The 24,125-nt window shown below is 37.8% G+C and carries 19 protein-coding genes; 12 read left to right on the forward strand and 7 right to left on the reverse strand.

The annotated features are described in order from the left end of the window. Nucleotides 1-2: 2 nt before the first annotated feature. From H4J69_RS09820 to H4J69_RS09835, 4 genes are all read left to right on the forward strand, one after another. Nucleotides 3-1,472, forward strand: coding sequence for a M48 family metalloprotease (locus H4J69_RS09820; RefSeq protein ID WP_259367738.1), 1,470 nt, complete (start codon nt 3-5; stop codon nt 1,470-1,472). A gap of 98 nt (nt 1,473-1,570) precedes the next feature. After that, nucleotides 1,571-1,909 (forward strand): arsenate reductase (glutaredoxin), encoded by a 339-nt coding sequence (gene arsC / locus H4J69_RS09825; RefSeq protein ID WP_070373889.1) that lies wholly within the window; start codon nt 1,571-1,573, stop codon nt 1,907-1,909. A 64-nt stretch (nt 1,910-1,973) separates the two neighbouring features. Continuing rightward, nucleotides 1,974-2,372: a DUF2069 domain-containing protein gene (locus H4J69_RS09830; protein ID WP_182216121.1), complete on the forward strand. Its 399-nt coding sequence runs from the start codon at nt 1,974-1,976 to the stop codon at nt 2,370-2,372. Nucleotides 2,373-2,424: 52 nt separating this feature from the next. Beyond that, on the forward strand, nt 2,425-4,275 hold the full coding sequence (locus H4J69_RS09835) for a hypothetical protein (RefSeq protein ID WP_182244652.1): 1,851 nt from the start codon (nt 2,425-2,427) through the stop codon (nt 4,273-4,275). Here the strand turns inward: H4J69_RS09835 and hda are convergent. Further along, nucleotides 4,267-4,983 carry a DnaA regulatory inactivator Hda gene (hda, locus tag H4J69_RS09840; RefSeq protein WP_182169642.1) on the reverse strand — a complete coding sequence of 239 codons (717 nt, stop codon included), beginning with the start codon at nt 4,981-4,983 and terminating at the stop codon, nt 4,267-4,269. The genes H4J69_RS09835 and hda overlap by 9 nt on opposite strands. After that, entirely contained in the window at nt 4,983-6,155 is a 1,173-nt protein-coding gene (locus tag H4J69_RS09845) for a DUF2066 domain-containing protein (RefSeq protein WP_182222241.1), read from the reverse strand. Before H4J69_RS09845 ends, hda begins: the two co-directional genes overlap by 1 nt. 159 nt (nt 6,156-6,314) lie before the next feature. On the opposite strand from H4J69_RS09845, the gene purM reads away from it, so the two are divergent. From purM to H4J69_RS09860, 3 genes are read left to right on the forward strand one after another with little or no spacing between them, the layout of a single operon-like run. Then, nucleotides 6,315-7,361, forward strand: coding sequence for a phosphoribosylformylglycinamidine cyclo-ligase (gene purM / locus H4J69_RS09850; protein ID WP_070373894.1), 1,047 nt, complete (start codon nt 6,315-6,317; stop codon nt 7,359-7,361). A gap of 4 nt (nt 7,362-7,365) precedes the next feature. After that, nucleotides 7,366-8,037 carry a phosphoribosylglycinamide formyltransferase gene (gene purN / locus H4J69_RS09855; protein ID WP_259364965.1) on the forward strand — a complete coding sequence of 224 codons (672 nt, stop codon included), beginning with the start codon at nt 7,366-7,368 and terminating at the stop codon, nt 8,035-8,037. A gap of 27 nt (nt 8,038-8,064) precedes the next feature. Then, nucleotides 8,065-8,805 carry a DUF3108 domain-containing protein gene (locus tag H4J69_RS09860; RefSeq protein ID WP_182216127.1) on the forward strand — a complete coding sequence of 247 codons (741 nt, stop codon included), beginning with the start codon at nt 8,065-8,067 and terminating at the stop codon, nt 8,803-8,805. Here H4J69_RS09860 and H4J69_RS09865 read toward each other — a convergent pair. Further along, nucleotides 8,802-9,602, reverse strand: coding sequence for a class II glutamine amidotransferase (locus H4J69_RS09865; protein ID WP_182216129.1), 801 nt, complete (start codon nt 9,600-9,602; stop codon nt 8,802-8,804). The genes H4J69_RS09860 and H4J69_RS09865 overlap by 4 nt on opposite strands. Before the next feature lie 157 nt (nt 9,603-9,759). Here H4J69_RS09865 and fadE point away from each other — a divergent pair, with 157 nt between their 5' ends. From fadE to H4J69_RS09880, 3 genes are all read left to right on the forward strand, one after another. Further along, nucleotides 9,760-12,189: an acyl-CoA dehydrogenase FadE gene (gene fadE, locus H4J69_RS09870; protein ID WP_182216131.1), complete on the forward strand. Its 2,430-nt coding sequence runs from the start codon at nt 9,760-9,762 to the stop codon at nt 12,187-12,189. Nucleotides 12,190-12,415: 226 nt separating this feature from the next. Continuing rightward, nucleotides 12,416-13,129 carry a TetR/AcrR family transcriptional regulator gene (locus tag H4J69_RS09875; RefSeq protein WP_070373898.1) on the forward strand — a complete coding sequence of 238 codons (714 nt, stop codon included), beginning with the start codon at nt 12,416-12,418 and terminating at the stop codon, nt 13,127-13,129. Nucleotides 13,130-13,241: 112 nt separating this feature from the next. Further along, a complete protein-coding gene (locus H4J69_RS09880) occupies nt 13,242-14,609 on the forward strand; it encodes an aldehyde dehydrogenase family protein (RefSeq protein ID WP_182216133.1) in 1,368 nt (455 codons plus the stop codon). An 848-nt stretch (nt 14,610-15,457) separates the two neighbouring features. Here H4J69_RS09880 and H4J69_RS09885 read toward each other — a convergent pair. After that, nucleotides 15,458-18,241 carry an AAA family ATPase gene (locus H4J69_RS09885; protein WP_182216135.1) on the reverse strand — a complete coding sequence of 928 codons (2,784 nt, stop codon included), beginning with the start codon at nt 18,239-18,241 and terminating at the stop codon, nt 15,458-15,460. Between the two features lie 245 nt (nt 18,242-18,486). Between H4J69_RS09885 and H4J69_RS09890 the strand changes: the two genes are divergently transcribed. Together H4J69_RS09890 and H4J69_RS09895 are read left to right on the forward strand one after the other, a co-directional pair. Further along, nucleotides 18,487-19,572, forward strand: a complete 1,086-nt coding sequence (locus tag H4J69_RS09890) for a hypothetical protein (RefSeq protein ID WP_182216137.1) — start codon at nt 18,487-18,489, stop codon at nt 19,570-19,572. Continuing rightward, entirely contained in the window at nt 19,572-20,975 is a 1,404-nt protein-coding gene (locus H4J69_RS09895) for a hypothetical protein (RefSeq protein ID WP_182216139.1), read from the forward strand. The genes H4J69_RS09890 and H4J69_RS09895 overlap by 1 nt, the downstream gene beginning before the upstream one ends. 213 nt (nt 20,976-21,188) lie before the next feature. On the opposite strand, the gene H4J69_RS09900 is transcribed toward H4J69_RS09895, so the two are convergent. The 3 genes from H4J69_RS09900 to H4J69_RS09910 all read right to left on the reverse strand — a co-directional run bounded on the left by H4J69_RS09900 (nt 21,189) and on the right by H4J69_RS09910 (nt 23,969). Continuing rightward, a complete protein-coding gene (locus tag H4J69_RS09900; RefSeq protein ID WP_182216141.1) occupies nt 21,189-21,440 on the reverse strand; it encodes a hypothetical protein in 252 nt (83 codons plus the stop codon). Nucleotides 21,441-22,064: 624 nt separating this feature from the next. After that, nucleotides 22,065-22,517, reverse strand: coding sequence for a hypothetical protein (locus tag H4J69_RS09905; RefSeq protein WP_182216143.1), 453 nt, complete (start codon nt 22,515-22,517; stop codon nt 22,065-22,067). Between the two features lie 438 nt (nt 22,518-22,955). Continuing rightward, complete coding sequence (locus H4J69_RS09910; protein WP_182216145.1) at nt 22,956-23,969, reverse strand: M23 family metallopeptidase; 1,014 nt, start codon at nt 23,967-23,969, stop codon at nt 22,956-22,958. Between the last annotated feature and the right edge of the window lie 156 nt (nt 23,970-24,125).

Consider the following 24,125-nt stretch of genomic DNA (forward strand, 5'->3'; position numbering starts at 1 on the left):
ATTTGCCTTATAAACATAAGCTTAAAATAAAATCATTATTATTTACCTGCGCATTAACAACATTAGTTGCTAGCCCATACGGCTTTTCCCAAGAAAATAATAAAAACAAACTTCCTGAAATTGGCACGGCTGGATTTAGCGTTCTATCTGTTGATAAAGAACGCCAGATAGGTAACGCAATGATGCGTCATATTCGCGCTTCTCAGCCGTTGGTCAATGACCCTGTTTTAATCGAATATATTAACGATTTAGGCAACCGTTTAGTCAAGAATGCCCAAGATGTTAATTACAGCTTCGAATTTTTTATCATTAGAAATAAAGAAATCAATGCCTTTGCCTTTTTTGGGGGCCATGTTGGTATTCATAGTGGCTTAATTACCCTCGCTGATACAGAGAGCGAACTAGCCTCAGTAATCGGTCATGAAATATCTCATGTAACCCAGCGTCACTTGGCCCGAAGGCTTGAGGCTCAAAGTAGAAATCAACCACTAGCCACTGCAGCATTAATTTCAGGGGTATTACTGGCATTAGTTAACCCATCTGTTGGTATGGCTGCATTAACCACAACAATGGCGGCGTCAAAACAATCAAGTATTAATTTTACCCGTGGCAATGAGCAAGAAGCCGACCGTGTTGGCATTGCCCTACTCGCACAAAGCGGTTTTGATCCGCAAGGTGCCCCCGATTTTTTTGGAAAAATGGCAGTGAAATATCGTTATACTTCAAAGCCACCAGCAATGCTATTAACTCATCCGGTGCCTGAATCTCGCATTGCCGAAGCGCGTGTCCGTGCTCATGGTTTAGAAAGTCGTCCTTCAGCTCCTAGTTTAAACTTTGCGCTCGCAAAAGCGCGTATTCAAGCGCGTTACGAATCAACGGCCCTGGAAAACATTGCAACTTTTGAAGATAGTATAAAAAAACAAAACTACACTTATAGAGCCGCTGTTGACTATGGCTTAGCTTTATCATTATTTGAAAATAAAGAGTATCAAGCGGCTAAAAAAATACTTGAAAGATTGCTCATTGAAGATAAAAACAATCTATTCTATGCAGATGCACTAACCGATGTTTATATTAAAACAAAAGAAGTAAATAAAGCGCTGACTATGCTCAGTGCCCTTAATTTATTGATGCCAAATAACCAAGTTGTTACCTTAAACTTTGCCAACGCTCTCGTTGAAAACAGTCAATATTCAGAAGCTGAAGTACTTTTACAAGACTACCTGTTAGTTAAACCAGGTAATTTTATCGCTTATGATATATTAACGACTGTCTATGAAAAACAAGATAAAAAAGCACTGATGCATGCGACAAAAGGCGAAATCTTTGCACTTTTAGGGGCATACTCTCGTGCGGTCGACGAATTGCAAACAGGGTACAATTTTACAGATAATCAACCGTTAGTCGAAAAACGTATCAAAGCACGAATATTGCAATTTCAAGATCAAGAACAAAAACTTAAAAGACTATAATCCATATTACAGAAACGTTTAGAATAGGTGCTATAACGGCCTACTCTATCGATTAACCCGTAAAATTATTTAATTTTAGCACCCATTGAGATCTAACCATGTTAACGATTTATCATAACCCTCGCTGTTCTAAAAGCCGCCAAACCTTGGCGTTGATTGAAGAAAACAACCAAGAGGTTTGCATTGTAGAGTATTTAAAAAAACCACTGGATGAAAGCACTATCCAGTCACTTTTATCACGTTTAAATGTTTCCCCTATTCAAATGATGCGCACTAAAGAAAGTGAATTTAAAGAACAAGCATTAGCTCAAGCAACTGACAAGCAACTCATTGAAGCTATGGTGAACACCCCAAAACTTATTGAGCGACCAATTGTTACTACGCAAACGAAAGCCATCATTGGCCGACCTCCTGAAAACGTTTTAACACTCTTTTAATTTCAATTTAAAATTTAATTCAACAAGTTAGTGAAACAATTTGCTAACCAGCAGGATACCTTTCATGACCAAGCCACAAAGATTTTCAACATCAACATTTAAAAAAATAACCTTAATTGGCTATTTTTCTTTATTATTTTTTATGCCGCTTTGGCTAATCTATTTAAACCCTTCACAAGGTTTGTCGCCGATATTAAGCTTATGCTTATTCACAGTACCACTGTTATTTCCTCTAAAAGGTTTGCTGGCAGGTAATCCTTATACCTATGCTTGGTCGAGCTTTGTCGTTATGATTTATTTCCTACACAGTTTAACCACGCTGTGGGTATCTCCAGCAGATGTAGTTTGGGCATCATTAGAGCTTATATTTGCAACAATGATGTTTATTGGTGGCAGTTATTACGCGAAATATAGAGGTCAAGAACTAGGCTTGAGTATTAGAAAAGCTAAAGATAAAGCGTAACGCTTCAATAAGACTTTTATAACGTAACCACCATTATAGTTAAGGGCTGAAAATGAAAAACATTCTGCATATATTACTGCTAATACCTATTTTATTTGCTTGTAACAATAATGGTGAGGTCACTAAAATTATCACCGTCGACGATGAAGTGAAAATTTCTCAGGCGGTCGAATTAGTTTTACTCGCTCCCTCGAGTAAGGTGACTGACATTATTTGGACGCAGACGACTGGCGAGCCAGTGGTGTTCTTGGCCTACACCAGCAAGGTTATCGCTTTCACACCTAACACCGCAGGCGCATATAGTTTTAATGTTTCATTTACACTAGAAGATGGTAGCAGAGAGTCACTTAACCACTCTCTTAGTGTAACCAATGAACAAGGAGAGATTTCTGCGCGTCTGGGTCATGCTGCTCTAGAAGGTAGTAAAGTGTCATTGCGCGCTTCGTTAACAAATAAGCTTTTAAGCGATAGTTTAGTTTGGCAACAAACTGCCGGTCCAGAGGTCAATTTTACGGCTGAAAATACCCAGGGTGATTATGCAGTATTCTTTAATGCGCCGGAAGTTACTAGGGATACGGTAGTAGAATTCACCGTATCCTCAGGGAGCTATTCTGACAAAGTAGCGGTACTTATTGAAAATGCTGAACCTGTCCCAACTTCAGATAATACCGCTTATACTGAGCGTTTAGCACGGGTATTCCCCTTTGTTGCAAACTCGTCTTATGCCGATGTACTCGTCGATTGTGTTTATAGTAATAAAATTAACTTTGCGCGAACATGTGCATTTAATACCTTACCATTAATTGCACATGATACGACCACACCAACGGTTGATGACATAATGGACCGAGTGATCGTTTCTCATTATTGGATGGGAGAAAGATTTCGAGAATTTCTTGAAAATTACGACCCCTACAATGATTTCAAAAACTTACTAAGAGCAAATACTGCCATTGTAATTTCTTATGACATCAGACCCTCTTATTACTGGGTGGTCAGTGGCGCTATTCACTTGGATGCTAATTATTTTTGGATGACCCCTGATGAGCGAGATACCATAAATCAAGCACCTGACTATAGAGCGTCCTTTGGTGGAGATCTTAATTTTGCCATGCCTTGGCGTTATGTAAAAAATAATAATTACACCACTACTTTTATATCTGAAAATGACAGGGTTACTCGCCAACCTAGCGATGTTTTATACAGTTTAACGTCTTTGATGTACCACGAACTTGCCCATGCCAACGATATTTTCCCAAGCACTAGTTGGTCAGCTTTAAACAGAGACCAAACAATATTATCAGCCGCACAACAGATAGCAGATAATAGTGGCTTTAAATCTGATCAGCTAAACAACACCCTTCCCTTACTGGGTGAGGAAATGTACGCCTTAGCTCAGGTACGTTTTCAGGGGGTTGACGCATCAAAAACACAAAACGCTTATCAACCCAGCGATATTAAAACGTTTTTTAGTGGCGAAGCTGCGCCTCAGTTTTATAATTACTCAAGTATTCGCGAAGATTACGCTATGCTTTTTGATGGTTTTATGATGAAAACTCGCTTTGATATTAGTCGAGATGTCGCTATAACTAACGCTCCTAAAATTGCGAATGAAAATTATATCGTTAATTGGGGACAGCGCGGCCGTATTGGCGATGAAAAGATTAAACCTCGGGTATTATATGCCGTAAGTCATATATTGCCGGAAGTAAGTGATATTGAAAACTTAGTGAATAATTTACCAAGTCCAATCATGATGAACGCAGGTGAGAGTTGGGCTAACAATTTAAATATAAGCCCAATTAATAAAGAACAATCAGGGTTGCAAAACGTTTCAGCTCAACCCAAAGATAGACGCTTTGTTCAGTATGAATTTTATGAAAAACCCAGCCCTTTAAAATAAAATAGCTTTAATAAATGGGATGGTGATTTTTCGTTGTTCTCTTATTGATGCTTCGTCAAGCTCGGCTAAAGCTAAGATCAAGTGACTCATTTCACGTGATAAGTGACTCAGTAAATATTTAGCGACTTCATCACTTAATAATAAACCTCGTTGTTGCGCTCTAAATTTTAAGGCGATTAACTTTTCTTCATCATCTAGGGGTTTGATTTGCTCTGTCATTCCCCAAGATAATCGAGAGACTAAATCGGCTAAGCCAAGTTTCAATTGTGAAACACTTTGATCTCCAGTAATAATCAAGCGTTTATTATGCTCAATAACACGGTTAAATAAATCAAAGACCGCTTGTTGCCAAAGCTTGTCCCCAGCAATTAATTGCACATCATCTAAGCAAATCAAATCAATATTTTCTAAACCATCAAGTACTTCAACCGACAACTGTTTTAATTCAGAAAAAGATAAACAAACGGATGATAGACCTAATTTCTCAGCAAAAGTACAACTGGCATGAAGTAAATGTGATTTACCAACACCTGACAAGCCGAATAAGTAAAAACTATTGACGTGCGCAGACTCTACCGAATGTTGACTGGCTTTAATAAACGACTTTAACTGCTCAGTTGCCGAATAATTAGCAATACTTTGGAAACTTGAAAACGTTTCATCATCGGGTAATTGAACTGACAAGGTTAATTGAGAAGTGACTTTCACTAGGGTTTCCAATAAAAAACAGGGACAGCACCGACCACTTTTTCGGCAAGCGGGTCATCAAAAAGGTCTAATTGCTTATTCAGCTTTAATGAAGCGAGAAAGGCTTGTCCTGAACTTTTTAAAACCAATTCAAAACGGCGATTTTTCCCCGAAGCGCTGAGTAATTTTACCGATTTAACTGATGATAATTGTTCAAGAAATCGCTCTAATTCAATAAAGCTTTTTAGTGATGATATATTGGCAACATCAATAATATAATTGTTATCAATATCACTATTTAAAGCATATTTTTGATAAATTATATCACTAATAAGAGAAAGCGCAGTTTTTAATAACTGGTCAGGAGCGTCACCGTAGCTGATTTCACCAAAGATTTGTCCGGTGATTGTATCGCGATTGTAGCCTTGGGCATCGGCGATAAAACTCCAGTCTAGTGCGTATTGTTGACGTTCTTTTTGGCATAAAAAACAATCATCAACCTGTTCATCACTTTCTTGTTGAGGTAATAAACTACTGTTTGATAAACGAATAATTATTATAGATTCTGGATTATAGCGCAGTGATGCCATTTGTACTTGTTTGGCAAAGCGTCCCCAAACATCAAAAGTAGAGATGGTATTTACATCGGTTAAGTCCATTAAGGGCATTAAAATAGGTAAGCCCCTTAACGCTGAAAATTGTTCGACACTATTAGGTAAATTGTAACTCACTTGTGGTGTTGCATTATTGGAAAAAGACGAGTGGCTTGCATTAGAAATAGTCGTACGGCGTAAACCATTCTCTTCAACGAGCCACAATAAAATTTGTGGCCGTAAACTTCCCCAAATTGGGGCGTTGGCATCTTCAAACAACTGATTAATTTTGCTTTCGTCAAAAGTAACTAAAAGCTCAGTCTGCTCAGCATTACGTTGATAACGGTATTTTACAACATAGCCACTGACATTTCTAAGGCCACTTTTTATGGTTGAGTTGGACAACAGCGCTTGTTGTCCCCCCACTTTAAGCACCACCGCGCTCATTGCTTGTTGCAAGGCGAGCTTTCGCTCTGAGTCGGTTTGTGAGTTAACGATAACCTTTGCGTTGTATAAGTTTTTAACTTCAACAGCCAAAGCGGTCATTGAAGCAAAGAAATTACTTAAAACAACAACTAATACAATAAGATATCTAAGCATATTTTTTAAGTTGATTATTTTTATGTATAAGATCTTATCATAGTGTTAATCATTTTAAACACTAATAAAAAATAATTTATTATAAAGATTTTCACCACGCCATTGCGCTGGTAGAATGCGCCATTAAAGTTCTTATGCTAATTAATTGAGGTTTCCCCCGTGAGCGAACAAAAACAGTCTCTAAGCTATAAAGATGCTGGCGTTGATATAGATGCAGGTAACGCCCTAGTAGAAAACATTAAAGGTGCAGTAAAACGTACAACTCGTCCTGAAGTGATGAGTGGCTTAGGTGGTTTTGGCTCAGTATGCCAATTACCAACCGGTTATAAAGAACCTGTAATGGTTGCGGGAACAGATGGCGTAGGTACAAAACTACGCTTAGCAATTGATTTAAACAAGCACGATACCGTAGGTATTGATTTAGTGGCTATGTGTGTCAATGATTTAATCGTTCAGGGTGCTGAACCTTTGTTCTTTTTAGATTATTACGCGACAGACAAACTTGATGTAGATGTTGCTTCGGCAGTTGTTGCTGGTATTGCTGATGGTTGTGTATTATCAAACTGTGCTTTAGTTGGCGGCGAAACCGCTGAAATGCCAGGTATGTATCACAAGGGTGATTACGACATCGCTGGTTTTTGTGTCGGTATCGCTGAAAAATCCCGTTTAATTGACGGTACAAAAGTAGCATCAGGCGACCAATTAATTGCCTTAGCTTCTTCTGGCGCGCATTCAAACGGCTTTTCATTAATTCGTAAAGTATTAGAAGTTAATAAGACTGATACCAACGAATTATTAAATGGTAAGTCAATCGGTGATCATTTAATTGAGCCGACTAAAATTTATGTTAAATCTGTTTTAGAATTACATAAGCAAGTTGACATCCATGCCTTATCACATATTACTGGTGGTGGTTTTTGGGAAAATATTCCTCGTGTATTACCAGAAAGCGCTCAAGCCATTATTGACGGTAACAGCTGGGAGTGGCCAGCGATCTTTAACTGGTTGCAAGATAACGGCAACATTACTACCCACGAAATGTACCGTACCTTCAACTGCGGTGTTGGAATGATCATTGTTGTACCTGCTGCTGACCTAGCGAAAAGTATTGAAATTTTATCGGCTCACGGTGAGAATGCGTGGCACATTGGTGAAATCGCTGATATGCAAGCAGGCGCTGAACAAGTTGTGATTAATAAAGGTTAATTCTATGCCATCAAGTAACATGCAAGACAATAATTTAACCAGCAATATTGTTGTGCTAATCTCTGGTGGCGGCACTAATTTACAGGCGATTATAGACGCCTGTAAAGCTGCAGATTATCCAGGAAAAGTGGTTGGGGTTATTTCAAATAAAGCCGATGTATTCGGCTTAACTCGCGCTAAAAACGCTGGCATAGCCCATTGTGTACTTTCTCATAAAGATTTTAGCAGTAGAGAAATTTACGACCAAGCGTTGATCAAGCAAATTGATTTATACCAAGCTGATGTTGTTGTTCTGGCTGGTTTTATGAGAATATTAACACCTGAGTTTGTGCAACACTACCAAGGTAAGTTAATCAATATTCATCCCTCTTTATTACCTAAGTATCAAGGTCTACATACCCATCAACGGGCGATTGATGCCGGTGATACTGACCATGGTGTTAGTGTACATTATGTTACAGAAGAACTTGATGGTGGCCCAGTAATATTGCAAGCGAAAGTACCTATTTTTGCCGGTGATACCGCTGAGGAACTTGCGCTAAGAGTTCACGAACAGGAACATAGAATTTACCCCTTAGTGGTAAAATGGTGTTGTAATCAGCGCATTTCTATGCACAATGATACTGTACTTTTTGAAGGTAAAGCGCTCCCTGCTTCTGGCTATGCGAGTGAATAAATAAAATATTAAATGATAGGTAATTAAATGCTGAATAAATTATGTTGTATTGCTCTAGTATTAGCCTCACAGAGTAGTTTAGTTTTCGCCAATGAAGCAAAAACCACTCAAGCAGAGCAGCATGTTATTCAGCCTTTTACTGCTAAATATAATTTGATACGTTCTGCTGATATTTTAGGTAGTGCGACAAGAACGTTAGAATACTTAACACCTGAACAAGCTAAATATAGTTATAAAACAGATATTGAATGGTTAATATTTTCAGATAACCGTCAAGAAGTATCACTCGTTAAACTCGATCACCATAAGGTGACACCTCAGCAATATAATTTCCAACGAGACGGCACCGGACCTGATAAAGAATATGCTTGGCAGTTCAATATTCAGAATAATATTGCGAAGAACCTCAAAGACAATTCAGAGGTTAATATTGATTTTCCTGTCAATATTCAAGACTCACTCAGCTATCACTTGCAGAATCGTTTAAATTTAATTAAAAATCCAGAGCAAAAACTTTTTGTGTATCCGGTGATGAATCATTCGGGTAAAGTTAAAAATTATGTTTACCAGTATGATGGTGAAGATGAATTAATGCTGCCTTTTGGTATGATAAAAGCGGTTAGATTAAAAAGAGAAGTCATTGAAAAGAAAAAAATTACCTACGCTTGGTTCGCTCCAGAGTTAAATTACTTGTTGGTTAAAATACAACAAATAAAATCTGATGTTGAACAGTTTGATGCACAATTGACTTCACTTGAAGAACATTAATATTCAACCTTCAACACTTCTTGCCCTGAAGCAATAGACTCACCCAGACAAAATAAGTGCCACTGCCCTTTGGTCATTTTGTGCCAAGTTTCATTATCCGTTAATGGCTGAGTGGCGATAACCGTAACTACATCATTTTCTGTGGTTTCTTCGGTGAAATTAATAACTACTTCAGCATCAATCAAACTGGCTTTACCAAACGGTGCTCTGCGTGTTATCCAATGTAGGTTATTTGCACAATAAGCAAATAAATACTGGCCATTGGTGATATTGACATTAAATACACCCAACGCATTTATTTTGACACTCAACTCGGCGATAAATTTAAAGAGTACCGTTGCTGCTGGTTCTTTATCCGCAAACTTAAAATGAAGTTGGTCTAAGATCCAACAGAACGCATGTTCGCTGTCGGTAGCCCCTACAGGAATGTGTAATTTAACAGGCAGTTCAACCTGGACATTCTTCAATTGTCCATTATGTGCATAAGTCCAATTTCTTCCCCACATTTGACGGGTAAAAGGATGAGTATTCTCCAAAGAAATACCGCCAGAGTTTGCTTGTCGAATATGACAAATAACCGCTTCACTTTTTATTGGATAATTGGTGACTAACTCGGCAATCGGTGATTGTGAACTTGGTAAAGGGTCTTTAAAACTTCGACAGCCTTTACCCTCATAAAAAGTAATGCCCCAACCATCCTTATGCGGCCCAGTATTTCCACCACGCTGCATTAAACCACTAAAGCTAAAGCAAATGTCAGTGGGGACGTTCGCACTCATTGCCAGTAATTCGCACATAAATTAATTTCCGAATAGATAATTAACGTTATTATCCTATAAATAAGATTACAACGATAAATATATTTGTAATTTATTGTACATAGATTTAAGCTAAATACATGGTCAGACCTCTTTATTTTTATCTTTAGGTTTTTATTTTTTAAAAGGAAAATTAATGGAACAATTTACATGGTTCATTTATGCCGTTATTTTAACCGGCTTCATGGCATACACCCGTGCTGCGCTCTCAACTTTTACCTTAAGTTTTGCCGCATTAATGGCGGTAGGTACTATCTTTGATGCACTGTCATTTTTCAGTTGGATAATATTTGCAATCATTGCATTGCCCTTGAATATATCTGACTTTAGAAAGCAGTATATTACTCACCCTTTACTAAAAATGTTCAGATCTATCATGCCGCAAATGTCGAGAACTGAGCAAGAGGCTATCGACGCTGGTACGACCTGGTTTGAAGCAGAGCTATTTCGTGGTAACCCAGATTGGAAAAAACTACATAACTATGAAACACCCCGCTTAAGCGTTGAAGAGCAAAGTTTCTTAAATGGTCCCGTAGAAGAAGTTTGTAAAATGACCAATGATTGGCAAACGACTCATGTCGATGCTGATTTATCACCAGAAGTTTGGCAGTTTTTGAAAGATAATAAATTCTTCGCAATGATTATCAAAAAGAAATATGGCGGCTTAGAGTTTTGTGCCTATGCACAGTCACGAGTTTTACAAAAATTATCAGGGGTGAGTGCCGTATTAGCAAGCACCGTTGGAGTTCCTAATTCTTTAGGCCCAGGTGAATTATTACAACTTTACGGCACAAAAGAGCAGCAAGACCATTACCTTCCTCGTTTAGCGGTTGGTGATGAAATTCCCTGCTTTGCGTTGACTAGTCCGGAAGCCGGTTCAGATGCTGGTGCGATCCCCGATGAAGGCATTATTTGTCACGGTGAGTTTGAAGGTAAAGAAGTGCTTGGTATGAGATTAACTTGGGACAAACGTTACATTACGCTAGCGCCCATTGCCACAGTACTAGGTTTGGCTTTTAAACTAAAAGACCCTGACCATTTACTGGGTGAAACGGTTGATTTAGGCATTACCTGTGCATTGATCCCTACAGACTTAGACGGTGTTATCACTGGCCGTCGTCATTTCCCACTTAATGTTCCTTTTCAAAATGGTCCAACACAAGGTAATGGTGTCTTTGTGCCGCTTGACTATATTATTGGTGGCGCAGAAATGGCAGGCCAAGGCTGGCGCATGCTTATGGAGTGTTTGTCTGTTGGACGTGCTATTACACTTCCTTCTAATAGTGCTGGTGGTATAAAGTCACTTGCACTTGCTACAGGTGCTTACAGTAGAATTCGTCGTCAGTTCAAGATCCCTATCGGTAAAATGGAAGGTATTGAAGAACCCCTCGCTCGCATTGGTGGCAATGCTTATTTAATGGATGCGGTAACAACCATGTCTACAGGTGCTATCGATTTAGGCGAGAAACCTTCGGTAATTTCAGCCATTATAAAATATCATTTAACTGAAAAAATGCGTGTTTGTGTTAATGACGCTATGGACATTCACGGCGGCAAAGGCATCTGTATGGGCGAAGGTAACTACCTTGCTCGTGCCTATCAAGGTGCTCCGATTGCAATAACCGTTGAAGGCGCGAATATTCTGACACGTAGTTTAATTATTTACGGACAGGGAGCTATTCGTTGTCATCCTTACGTTTTAGCGGAGTTAGCCGCAGCAAACCAAACTGATGATGTTATTGCATTAAAAGAATTCGATCACGCCTTGTTTGGCCATATTGGCTTTGCCATTAGCAATGTTGTCCGCAGCCTTTGGTTTTCATTAACTGGCGCTAGGATTTTAAAGGCACCTTTTCGAGACGAAACCTCTCGTTACTATCAGTTGCTCACTCGCTTTAGTAGTAACTTAGCTATGCTATCAGATATATCGATGCTGACACTGGGTGGCGATTTGAAGCGCAAAGAGAGAATTTCGGCGCGTTTAGGTGATGTACTTAGCCATTTGTATTTGTCTTCGGCAACCTTAAAGCGTTTTAACGACGAAGGTCGTCAGCAAGATGACCTACCGCTTGTACAATGGGCACTTGAAGATAGCTTGTATGAAACACAGCAAGCTATTGACGCGTTGATCAGTAACTTTCCTAATAAGATAGTGGCACTGTTTCTAAGAGCTATGATCTTTCCAGTGGGCAAATGGTTGAAAAAACCTTCTGATATTACTGACCATAAAGTTGCACAGATATTACAAACACCTGGTAAAGCTCGAGAACGCTTAGGACAAGGTCAATATTTAAGCCGAGATCCAGAAAATGTTTTAGGTCAACTTGAGCAAACGTTAGATGACATTATTGCTTGTGAACCAATATTTAAGAAGGTTTGTCAGGCTATTGGTGAAGATCTGCCTTTTTATGCCCTCGATGAAGTTGCTAAAAAAGGCTTAGCCGTTAATGTTATTAACGCTGTAGAAGCCGAGTTGTTATGCAAGGCTGAATTGGGCAGAAAAGTCGCTATCAATGTAGATGACTTTGACTCTGACGAATTAAGAGCACAGTCCGCTAGTCATTAATTTATCAACACGCCATAGAAATCGCCTACAAGGATGTAGGTTTCAATGTGTTTAAAGCCGTATTATCATCATAAATGAGCCCAGCAAACGTGTTGGACTCATTTTTTTTATCGTTAATGTCTTCACAAACTTTATAATTCTAGCGCCCACCTATTACTTTTTGTAACAAAAAATGCTGATAATTTTCCTGCCTAGATTGAAATACCATTAAAAATAAGTTAACTTTATGTTAACTAAAATTATACGACAAAATAATATGTTTTCTACTAAGGAAAGCCCCACTGTAAAAAGACGGAGCAAAGGTGAACAAACACGTTTACTGATATTACAATCAGCCATTGAAGTATTAGCAAAAAATGGAATAAAAGGCACGACTCATCGAGCCATAGCGAGTCATGCAAATATTCAACTCTCTCTTACCACCTATTATTTTAAAGATATACAAGAGTTAGTTCATCAAGCATTTACCTTGTGTTCTTCACAAATCACCACAAAAACAAGCTTAGCTTGGCAGCCTGCCGTTGAACTACTCGCCAATGTAAATAAAACAAGTTTACGTAAAATAAGTGAAAAAGAAAATTTACGTAATAAACTTGCCATAATGGCGACCCAATACTTAGTAAAAAGAATAATAGACTCACCCGTAGAGCTCGCTGTTCAACAATTACTCTTTACCGAAGTACGCGTAAACCGTAAATTAGCCCCTTTAGCTGAGATACACCGTGCGGCCTCGTTAAAACCCATTATTAAGTTATGCGAATTTTTTAATGCTCATGACCCACATATCGATGCTGATATTATTGCGACGGTTTTTACGCAAATAGAATACCGCAATATCAATGTGCCTGTTGAGCAATTAGATACTGATAACATTCAAGCCATCGTTAGCCGAGTCATTGGTTATGCAATGAACTTAAAAAGTTTAGCACTTACCTCTTAAAAGATAATTATCTGATTGTTTTGTAGATGAGCTGTAAATGTTGTAAATTTGTTTCTATATCTGGTCGTACCAATAAAGCTATAAGACTCAATAACAACAATAAGGTTTAAATATGCCCTACCAAGCATTACTCACAAAACACAGTCAGTATTTTGATACTAATGTCACTCGAGATATTTCATGGCGTAAACAGCAACTACAAGCTATAAAAAAACTTGTTATTGAAAACGAAAAAGATATTTTACAGGCTTTACAAGATGACCTTGCAAAACCGACTCTAGAAGCTTGGATCACTGAAATATCATACATAACCAGTGATGTTGACCACACGTGCAAACACCTCAATAAATGGGCTAAACCAAGGGGCGTTAGTACCCCAATTGTGGTACAACCGGGGAAATCATTTATTAAACCCGAGCCACAAGGCACTGTATTAATTATTGGCGCGTGGAATTATCCTTTACAATTAGTATTGGCCCCTTTAATTGCCGTTATTGCTGCCGGTAATTGTGCCATCATCAAGCCTTCAGAGCTTGCTCCTGCTATTTCTGCACTTATTGGCCAACTTATTCCTAAGTATTTAGATAATAACGCCGTTAGTGTGGTTGAAGGCGGTGTTACAGAAACAACCGCATTACTTACCTTAAACTTTGATCACATTATGTATACTGGCAATGGTCAAGTCGCTCGTATTGTCATGGCCGCAGCCGCAAAGCACTTAACGCCAGTGACATTAGAGCTTGGCGGCAAAAGTCCTGTTTACGTCGATGAAAGTGCAGATTTAACAATAACAGCACAGCGTATTGCATGGGGCAAGTGGATGAATGCAGGGCAAACCTGCATAGCGCCTGATTATCTATTAGTAAAAGAAAACCTAGTTGAGCCATTAACACTAGCGTTGAAAGCTCAAATAACCGCTATGTTTGGTGAAAACCCAAAAAATAGCGACAGCTATGGCCGTATAATTAACCAGCGCCATTGTCAGCGTATAGCCACTTATTTTAACGATGGTAAAATTATGGTTGGCGGTGAAAGCGATATTGAAAGCTGCTATATCGCGCCAACTATTATCATTAATCCCGCTTTAGATAGTCCTTTAATGACAGAAGAAATTTTTGGCGCCATTTTACCTATCGTCACTATTGAAGATTTTGATCAAGCAAAATCATTTGTCAAACAAAGAGAAAAACCACTTTCTGCTTATATCTTTAGCCGTAACAACGAGCAAGTAGCACAATGGGTAAATGAAATAAGTTCGGGGAGTCAATGTATTAACGATGTAATCATGTTTAATGCAGTACCTGACTTACCTTTTGGTGGCACTGGCCCTAGCGGTATTGGCCAATATAGTGGCAAAGCCGGTTTTGATAATTTTAGTCATCTAAAGTCAGTACTCAAACGCCCTTTTATTAAAGATATCCCGGTACGCTTCGCACCTTATTCAAAATGGAAACTTAAATTCTTACGTTTCATCCGATAAAAATCTCCCTAAATGTTTCTCAGAGGATGAAATATCTTACATCCTCTGCCACCATTTTTAATCTATCTACTCACTAAAGATAATAAAAAAAAACGCTTTTATCTGCTCGTATCTAGTTTAGCTAGCTGGTTTAATTACCCGAATTAGATGATAGTGTGAATAGACATGACTAATTAGATTTTCAGACACTAAATGAGATTGAAGAATTTTTCTTATATTCACTAATGCCACTTTGAAGACCTAAGGTTTTAGTACCATAACGACAGCTGATGGACAGTAAGCGGTCATAAATTGAGAGTAGAATCACTATACCTAGCGGTCACAATGAGCCTGAAGCAGACCTCCAAAGGTGCCATTCGTATTATGCCACTCATTAACGGTTATGAGTCCAGTTGTAGTGGCTAATGATAAGTACCCTGTTTTAGTATTAATAAGTGATCCCATAACTTTCTCTTAGTCGTTGGTAAGGTAATTGGTACTTATGTAAATGTTGATAAAAAAAAATGCGAACAGCTTGTGTTTACTGGGGTATCGCAAAATTCACATTAAAATTAACAGCTACATATACAGTTACATTAGCCGCAGCTTAAACCGTGTCATTGGTAGAAAATTAACCAAGTGTCACAAAGTACCAAGTAAGCCGTAATTTTTGCAACTCAACTTAATGATCCTATTATCATTTTTATCGCGTTGTGACTCAATGCGACAAATTTTCACACTTAGGTTATTTTAAGCTAAGCACAGTCATTCCCGAGGTATCTGATCGAGTTCTAGGCTTTACGTTTGTGTTTTAGCTTTAATTTTTGCTTTAAATAACGGGCCTCGATAAGCCCATCCGAGGATGGTAATTATTTAGCTAACAAGTCCATAAATTGCATTTCAGACAAGACTTCCTTATCAAGCAAAGCCTTCGCTACAGCGTCAATATGCTGCCAATGCTGCTCTACTAATTGTGAGGTTTTTAAGGTCGCGTCTTTCACCCATTGCTGAATCAGTTTTTCGGTGTGTACTTGAAAATATGTATCTCCGCCCCATTCTTGCAATGCGGTCACGTCCATATTATAGCTATCGGGATGCATACCATATTTTGCAATAGCCGACCAAGCCGACCACATGGCATTTTTTAAATCGCTACTGGCGCCAGTATCTAACCCTTCATCACCAAATTTCTTAACCTGAGCTGCTCGACCTGCTAATGCTACACAAGTACGAGAAAACCAAAATTCCTTGGTATAATCTATATGCTGATCTGTACTGTATGCCACCATTCCCAATGATTGTTCTCGTGGTACGACACTAATTTGCTCAATAATTCGTTCTGGCATTAAAAATTTAGAAATAACCGCATGCCCCGCTTCATGATAAGCGGTTTCTGCTAGCGTTTTTTCACAAGAGTCCAGTGAGCGCTTAGCACCATATTTCAGAATATTAACTTCTTCAACTAAAGTACTTTGATCTATTTTACGATTCCCTTCGCTCAATGCACGTAATACGGATTCTCGGTGAATCTTTTCTAGATCAGCACCACTTAAACCGGCCGTCAACGAGACGATTAATTCCACGTTGATAGCGTCGTCATAGCCCTCATAACGTAAAAATTTATTGATAAACCAACGACGGGCATCTTTATCTAAAAAGGGTACATGTACATGTAAGTCGAGTCTTCCTGAGCGCAATAAAGCATCATCAAGTTTTTCTAATCGGTTAGTGGCGGCAACAATAAAGACAGGTGCACTGGCTTGATTAAAACCATCAATTTCGTTAAGTAGCTGATTTATCAAAGCATCAGCTTTAGGACCGGCATCACCTCGTTTAGGCAGCGCATCAATTTCGTCAATAAATAAAATACACGGTGCATATTTACGCACCCGTTGAAATAAAGGTTTTATAAAACTACCCGATAACAATTCATTGCCAGAGCAAGTAACCATAGGTAAACCGGCTTCACTTGCTAATGCGCGAACTAATGTGGTTTTTCCGGTACCAGGCGGACCAAAAAGCACCATACCTTTAGGTGGTGAAACGCCAGCTTGGCTGAGCTGTTCACTATGACGGAGAATATTAATAGTTTCTTTTAGTCGGGCTTTAATGGTGTCATGACCGGCAATATCAGCAAATTGGATCTCTGGCATATCCAGCACAATCCCCCCACTTTCACCAACATCTTCTATGTGTAGCAATCGCTCACGACTTGGTTTAGAAAAGGTGAGCGTTAAAGTTTTGTCAGTTAAATGACAAGATGACTCTAAGAATAAAACTTCGTGACGAATTTTTAACGCTTGAATTTGTGCTTCGCAGGTTTCATTCCTAAGCAAGGTAGCGATATCATTATCGAGCACTATAGATACCTGGTTAAACTCTGTTTGTGGGTTTAATCGAACAAAGTCTGTTATCGGATCAAGTACTTTTCCGGTTATATTAGCTTTAATATCACGAATATCAAAAAATGGCGCAAAAGTTGTTAGTAACACTCTAACAGTATTGTCGTTAACCGGTTGAAATTGGATCTGACTTTTTTCATTGAAGTGTTTAAGATCAATCGCGAGTTGTTTTTCTACTACCTGTGTTAGCTCTGCTACACCAAGTGTTTTAAATAAAACAATACTACCTTGCGATAATCTAGACAGTAATTCAGCGGGAATAGCTTTTACTTCTCTACCCTGTTCAATTTTTATTTCGCTACGCAACTGTGTGATCATCGCCCCACGCGCTTGTTCGGGGTTGTTCTTAATACTGCTAAGATAATCTGGCTTGTTATAAACCGCACTGCCTAAATTAGAAGTAAACACGACAATCGTTTGCCTAAAATCAATATCTTCTTGTGAGTATTCGTCGGTAATAAAACCGGCAGATAACATACGTAATAACGCTAACAATACCTGTATGTGAGCTTTTTCAAATTCGTCAAACACTATCACAGATTTAGGGTGTTTTTTGACAAAAGCAGTGAGATCACCGGGTGCAGAATCATCGTAAGTTTTCTTTGCTCCTACCAAGCCAAAACTTTCGTTACTATTAGTATATTGAGTCATATCAAACACTTTACATTGATAGTCATCTTTTAGGTGGTGAGCAAAACGCTCAGCTAAGAAGGTTTTGCCACAAGCTGGAGGCCCCGCAAAAAAGAACAAGCCTTGTGGTCGGCTTTGTTGAGGTTGCCATAATCCTTTAACCATACTATCGATTAAATATTCTATAACGTGCTCTTGACCATAAACTTCGGCCTGCAAGGTTTTTTTAAGTTGTTCAAGCGCTTTAAGGTTATCACGATAATCAGAAGGAGCATCCGGTAAACTAAACAACTCAATATCATTTATCCAGCTATCGCTTGCTGCTATGGGTTTAATTTTATCAAGTAGTGATGAAACCTGTGAAGAAAAAGGTATAACAGGGTGTTTCATCATCTCTTTTATTACCCCTTGTCGTAAATTACTTCGGTTTTTATCCGTTAACAGCTCAACAGTAGGGGCTACCGGTAACAACATGTTATTAAATTTTTTATATATTTCGTTTTTATTATCTATTGAAAAAGGTATAAGGCACTGGAAAGCAGATAAAATGTGTTCACGATTTATCTTGTCACTCTTTTCGTTGAGTGAGATATATTTGGTAAAAAAAAGTAATGTTCTCACGAGGTTCTTCCCTGTTCGTGTATATCAAGCATAATTAATGCTATCACGAACTGGGGGGTTTAACAGTACTTGCCTGCTATCCGGCGATAAACTTTGTTAATGAGGGGGAGAATCATATACTTTAAGTTAGTGCTGTTATTTTTATTAGTAAAATGAAATACTTATTGTACATCTGGTATTCCTCAAAGGAATTCACCATTTTGTTGTCACTAATGGCATAACTTTATTATTGAAAGGATTCATTTATGAATTTAAAAAAAACTTACTCTGATCTTCTAGCCGATATCGCAGAACAACATGAAGATTGGTCTGCGACCTCAGAATCTCCCTTCACCATCTCTCGCCAAGCTGAAGAAAAAGTGCGACCACTGTCAATCTCTGTATTTGGTAGTGAAAGTAAAGCCCACTTATTTTTTAACTTATATAACGATAATGCACTATCTGAATTAGCTAAGAAATTTTTACGCGTTCAAAATAAAGATAAAATTCAAACGAATGATGAAGAGTCAGGCTTGGTTATTATTATTGATTCTGATGGTTTTGCCGTGGTTTACGATGCAACCAAAACCAATATTGAAGATTTTACACCACAATTTGAAAACATTGCTGAAACAGCTGATGCTCTATTAATGACGGTTGTGGCTGACGCGTACCAAACAGTTGAAAATGCTGATGTTCCTTCAATAGAAAACACTCAAACGGAACAAGTTGAAAAACCGTCAATAGAACATGTACTTAAACAATATTTTACCGAAAAGGATTATAAATACAAATACCAAGAAGATAAACAACGGTTTGTTTTAGGCTTTAACACAGAACATTACCTAGACGATAACGGTGATCCTAGTTTTAATGTTGTGCTTGATTATTCAGACAAAGGGCTATTGCGCTTTTTAACGCCTTTTTTGTATAAATTTGATTTAAATAAAACCCAATACAGTTTAATTGCTTCGGCGGTTGCATGGTTTCAATTTAGATACAAATTTTTGTCAATGTCACTTGATCCTAGCGATGGTGAACTAAGAATTTCTATTGATATTCCTCTAGCAGACGGTGTTTTACACAAAAGCCAAGTTCATAGAATTATGTCTTTCATTTTACAATTTACCGAAGACAGCTATCAAGAATTATTTTCTTTGATGTTAAGTGAGCCCAATGAAAGCGAGAAAAAGCTCAAAGAGATAATTGCTAACTATAAGCAAGAAATAGAAACAGGCCGTTGGTTAAAATCACTTGAAGATAAGATGCAAGGGATAACTGAAGCACAAAAACAAGCTATTGAGAATATTCTAAATCAAAGTGAAAGTTCGACGGGCAAAGGTGGAATATAATGACGAGCATTCCCAAAAAAAACACCTTTCATATGTTCAAGCGGGCGCTGTTTAATCCTGTTGGTGAATTAATATATCTAACACTATTTTTTGGTGCTGTTACCTTTGCTTTTTTCTGGTTGACGATAAAGTGGCAACTGTTACCTACATCGCTCCTACAGCCTTATTTAACCCAAGAGAGTACTGGTCTTTTTGATGCGCTTGGTGGATGGGCGTTAGGTTTTGCCGGGGCATTGGTTGCTATTCGTATCGCCGGTGTCGCAAAAAAAATTCAAGAGAATGATTCTATACGAGAGCACGTTAACCTTTGGGAAAAACATGTCGACCGTATTTCAGAGTTAAACTCAAAATTAACCCGCTCTATTACTGATACTAAAAGAGCTTGTGCCGCGGTATTACTATATACCAAGGAAGTGAGCAGAGTAAATAATACACTGACGCTAAATAATGCTTTTACGTCGATAATAAAGCAAACAAAAAAACCTGAAGACATAGCAGATCAACTTCAAAAGACGCTTGAAGAAAAGCTTGAAATACTGATAGAAACTATTGAAGAGGCTTTTAAAGATTCCGTCTATCGTTCTGTATTAGGCCTTATTTCAAAGACTAATCCATGTTCTGATAAATCAAGGATCCGTGATGAAGATTTTGCCTCACGATATTTTCAAGACCAAGCAACACGAGAAGATTTGATCAATATAGTCAGTAAAGACACCGAGTTTTTTAATATATTAGAGATTATTAGTAGTCTAGGTGCAAAAAACTTTGGTATAGGCTTGATGGAATTACGTGCTATGCCATTGTTTGAGCACTTCTATAAAGATCTTATGCGTATTACATCTTTTCAGAAAGAGGATAGTAAACAAGATAACAACCATCTTGAAATAGCTGATGCTGCTTGGATATTACTTGGTTTATTGCTTTCTAGAAATAAACCAGATAATTCATATATTAGCCAAAATGATGGTTTTGTGATTCTGGCTTTAATTCTTGGTTCTCTTCCTACGGAAGAGGTCATAAAAACGTATCTAGATACGAAAAAGCCCGAAGTATTTGACGATTACTCTGCCGAAGGTCGAGCCTTTATGCAAAGGGAGATTAGCGAATTGGCAAAGCGCTTATTTTACGTAAAAGCGGAAGAGTTATCAGAAATCAGTAGCTTGATAGAAAAATGTAATAACAATTTAAGCTATTTAGATGTAATGACAAAAAGTACAGGGGTGAGCTCAGAACAGAATAAAGCTAAATTGATAGATGAAAATAGCGATCTAAAAGGTACAGCATCAACACTTGACAGCTTCGAGCAGTCAAAAGACAAAAGAATCCCAACAAATACGAAAAGTTCATCGGCAGACAGTAAGAGTAATGACTCAAAAGACAGCAACTCTTCAGAAAAACAATAATTAAAATACATTATTTTAGAGGTCTTATTTAAAATGAATAATACAGCCAACCATTGGGTTGGCTGTATTTCTTTAGAACACATATTTAAAATCCGCAAAAATACTAAAAACCTAGTTCAGGGTTAGGTTTTAGCTAAACTTTCAGTTTAAGCTCAGGTTAAAAAAAGATTATCTAACCCTAAATGATAGGTCATGGTGGATAACACTATTTGACTAAAAAATAGCGTAGAAAATCCAACGATTACTAAAACACTTGCATAACCTTTTCAGCCCACATGCTCTTGGGGCTATGGAAGCAGATAAAAAGTTGATGCGTTTATGAATAATATCTTTATCACTTGCATGCTTGACCTGTTCCGATAATGCGGCATATATTTGAATGGTATTTTTTACTTGTATTACACTAGCACCATTTTCAATGGCATATAAATCACAAGTTGGCTCGCAATCTAATGCAAAAATCATCGCGTAATTTATCTTTATTAATAACCCACACTTTACTAAACCATTGCACAATTAACTTACGTAAATTATCACGATGTAAGCCGTGCCATCTTTCATAGGCAACAATGACCGCTATGTCGGAGCAGAAGTCATAAGGGCATCAAAGATGCTAACGACTGCTTTAAGTCTTGGAGCTGCACTTAGCAAAGCAAACTCTAACGTCAACGATGCGCACTTTTTTGACGTTAGCTTTTGGTGAGGGCAAAGCTACCAGTGATCATTGTTCTAAGGTCACTAGTTGCCACATTACAGACATTAGGATTCAATCTGCAACGTTAATTTGGATTAGATTTTTGCATGGATAGCGCCCTGTAAAGGGGGAAATTGTAGCTGGCTAAGGTGTGAAGCGGAGCGGTACCTGCCAACTGTAATTTGTCCCACTTGAATAGCTTATAGTTCTACCAAGCCACTTAATAAAGTAACTTGCTTTTATATTAAGTGGAACATGCTTCTATTGGTTACGAATATTAAACAAAAAAAAGCCCCGCAAATTGCGAGGCGAAAGGTTTAATTGGTTGGGGAATCAATCAAACTACGTGTTAATAAAAGTCAAAACCGATATTACACATTTAAAAAATAAAAAAATTAGCTTTTGTATTTTTTAGCAAAGCGAACTATGTTTTGGCCATTACAAACTATGTATCTAACATCACTGTAATTTTCATTAACGAAGTTAAAGCCATTAATCGCCGCATCTGCACAAATTTTTGACGCCTTATTTTTATTTGTTGTAACAAATTTATATTGTGGTTTTGTTACAACTAATTCTATTTCTGCAATTTTAGCTACTTTTTTAGGCGTTTTTGAAAACTGAATTAATGATTTACCGTTACATTGGATAATGTATTGAAGGCCACTATAGTTAATACCTAATTCTTTGGCTTTATCTTCTGCTGAAGTTAAGCCATTTTGCGCTGCAGCTAGACAAACTTGAGTTTCAGCTGAATAGTCAGTTGCGATAAACTTTACATTAGACGTTGTCGCAAATGTGTTTAAAGAAACAATGGCAGTAAGTGCTGGTATAAGTAAAGTTTTCATAAGTACCTCAGAAATTTAAAAAGTTTGGAATGCTTTAATTACCGACGAGTGTATAGAGCTAAAACTCTAATGTAAATAAATTTCGTAATAAAACCACTATTTCGTGATTTTATTTGTGTTTCGCTGTGCTTTGTTCTTTTTTTACGTCATTTAATTACAATACGGTGTTAATCTAACTATATTTAAAGGGATATTAGTAAAGGCTATCGTTTGAAAGGAAGGTTTTTAGCAGGAATTGACTTACCACCGCTTATGTATAAAGTGAAATAAAAGGGGTCAGAGTCGTTTTAAATGAACTATATTGGGGTAGTCGGTTTATGATTACTTTTGCCACACAGCTGACATCAACCTGTGAAGGCTTTAAGTTGATTTGGATTAGATTTTGTATTGGTAACGCTCAAAATCGGCTGCGTTGCACGACTTGTTAGCCCGATAGACTTAAAAAATATCATTTCTTTTATAAAACACTGGTTTTTGTTTACTTATTTTGAAAGATATGGGGACAGGTTTGGTTTTCGGGTCCATAAAATTTATGGCTGTCATTGCTTGTATGTGTAAATGAGGCTGAGAGGTGTTCCCCGAATTGCCTATCTTTGCGATTTCTTGCCCGATTTTAACGCTATCTCCTTCAGCTACTAATAAGCTGTTATATTGAAGATGCGCCATTAGTATAAATATATCAGTTTCTGTTTTAATGACCACATGATTACCCGCAATATTTTGTCGATCGGTCTCACCTATCTTTTGATCTGGAAGTGAATTTTCAATTGATACGATCACTCCATCGACGGGAGAAAAAAGAGATTTACCAAACGTCTTATATTTCTGTAAGTCAGTTATTTGTTCAAATGGTAGCTTTCCATCTTCAGGAGCCAAAATATCCATAGCGTATTTTTGCGACCCTACAAAATGGTGATGGTTTATTAACGGACTATTGCCACCATGAAAAACATACCAATCGCCTTTGAATGGAGGAATCAGTACAATACTATTAGTAGATTTTACCGGAAAATATATTATGGCGAGCTGATAAATTAAAAAAATCAAAAATATGGAAAGGGTAACATTGAGCGACTTACCTATTTGTTTCCGAGGCACCCAATCCAAAAGACAGAGTGTAACCACTGAACCCCATATCATGACTGTGATGACAGTAAAATCAGTAGACGAAAATTGAATCGGTATAACTGCTGTGTAAATACAATAGCCAATAATAATCCAAGTCGCATTCCTTAGAAAACCCTGACGAAGGTAAATGCCCGATCCTTGCCCTCTATATGAAAAACCCCAATCAACCTGTTTTTTTACAAGAGAAACAATAAACGTCACTATCATGGTTATTGCAGATAAGAGCAGGAATACAAATAAGTAGTTAATTAGCATTCCTGATAGCGTAGAAAACGCTAATAGAACAACCGGTAAACACAATACAATCAGTCTAAATTTTTTCATCCCATCTCCTTATGGCAGTGATTTCGTGGTCAACAGCTTGTATGGATAATAAATCCATTAATTAATAACAATTTAAACCAAGTTCGGTAAAGTGAGACCCAAGCTTTGGCTGCAACCAAAGTCTTCTTATACGATAGTTCGACTAACAGCTGGCTC

This window comes from Colwellia sp. BRX10-9, assembly GCF_014077405.1.
Lineage (GTDB): Bacteria > Pseudomonadota > Gammaproteobacteria > Enterobacterales > Alteromonadaceae > Colwellia_A.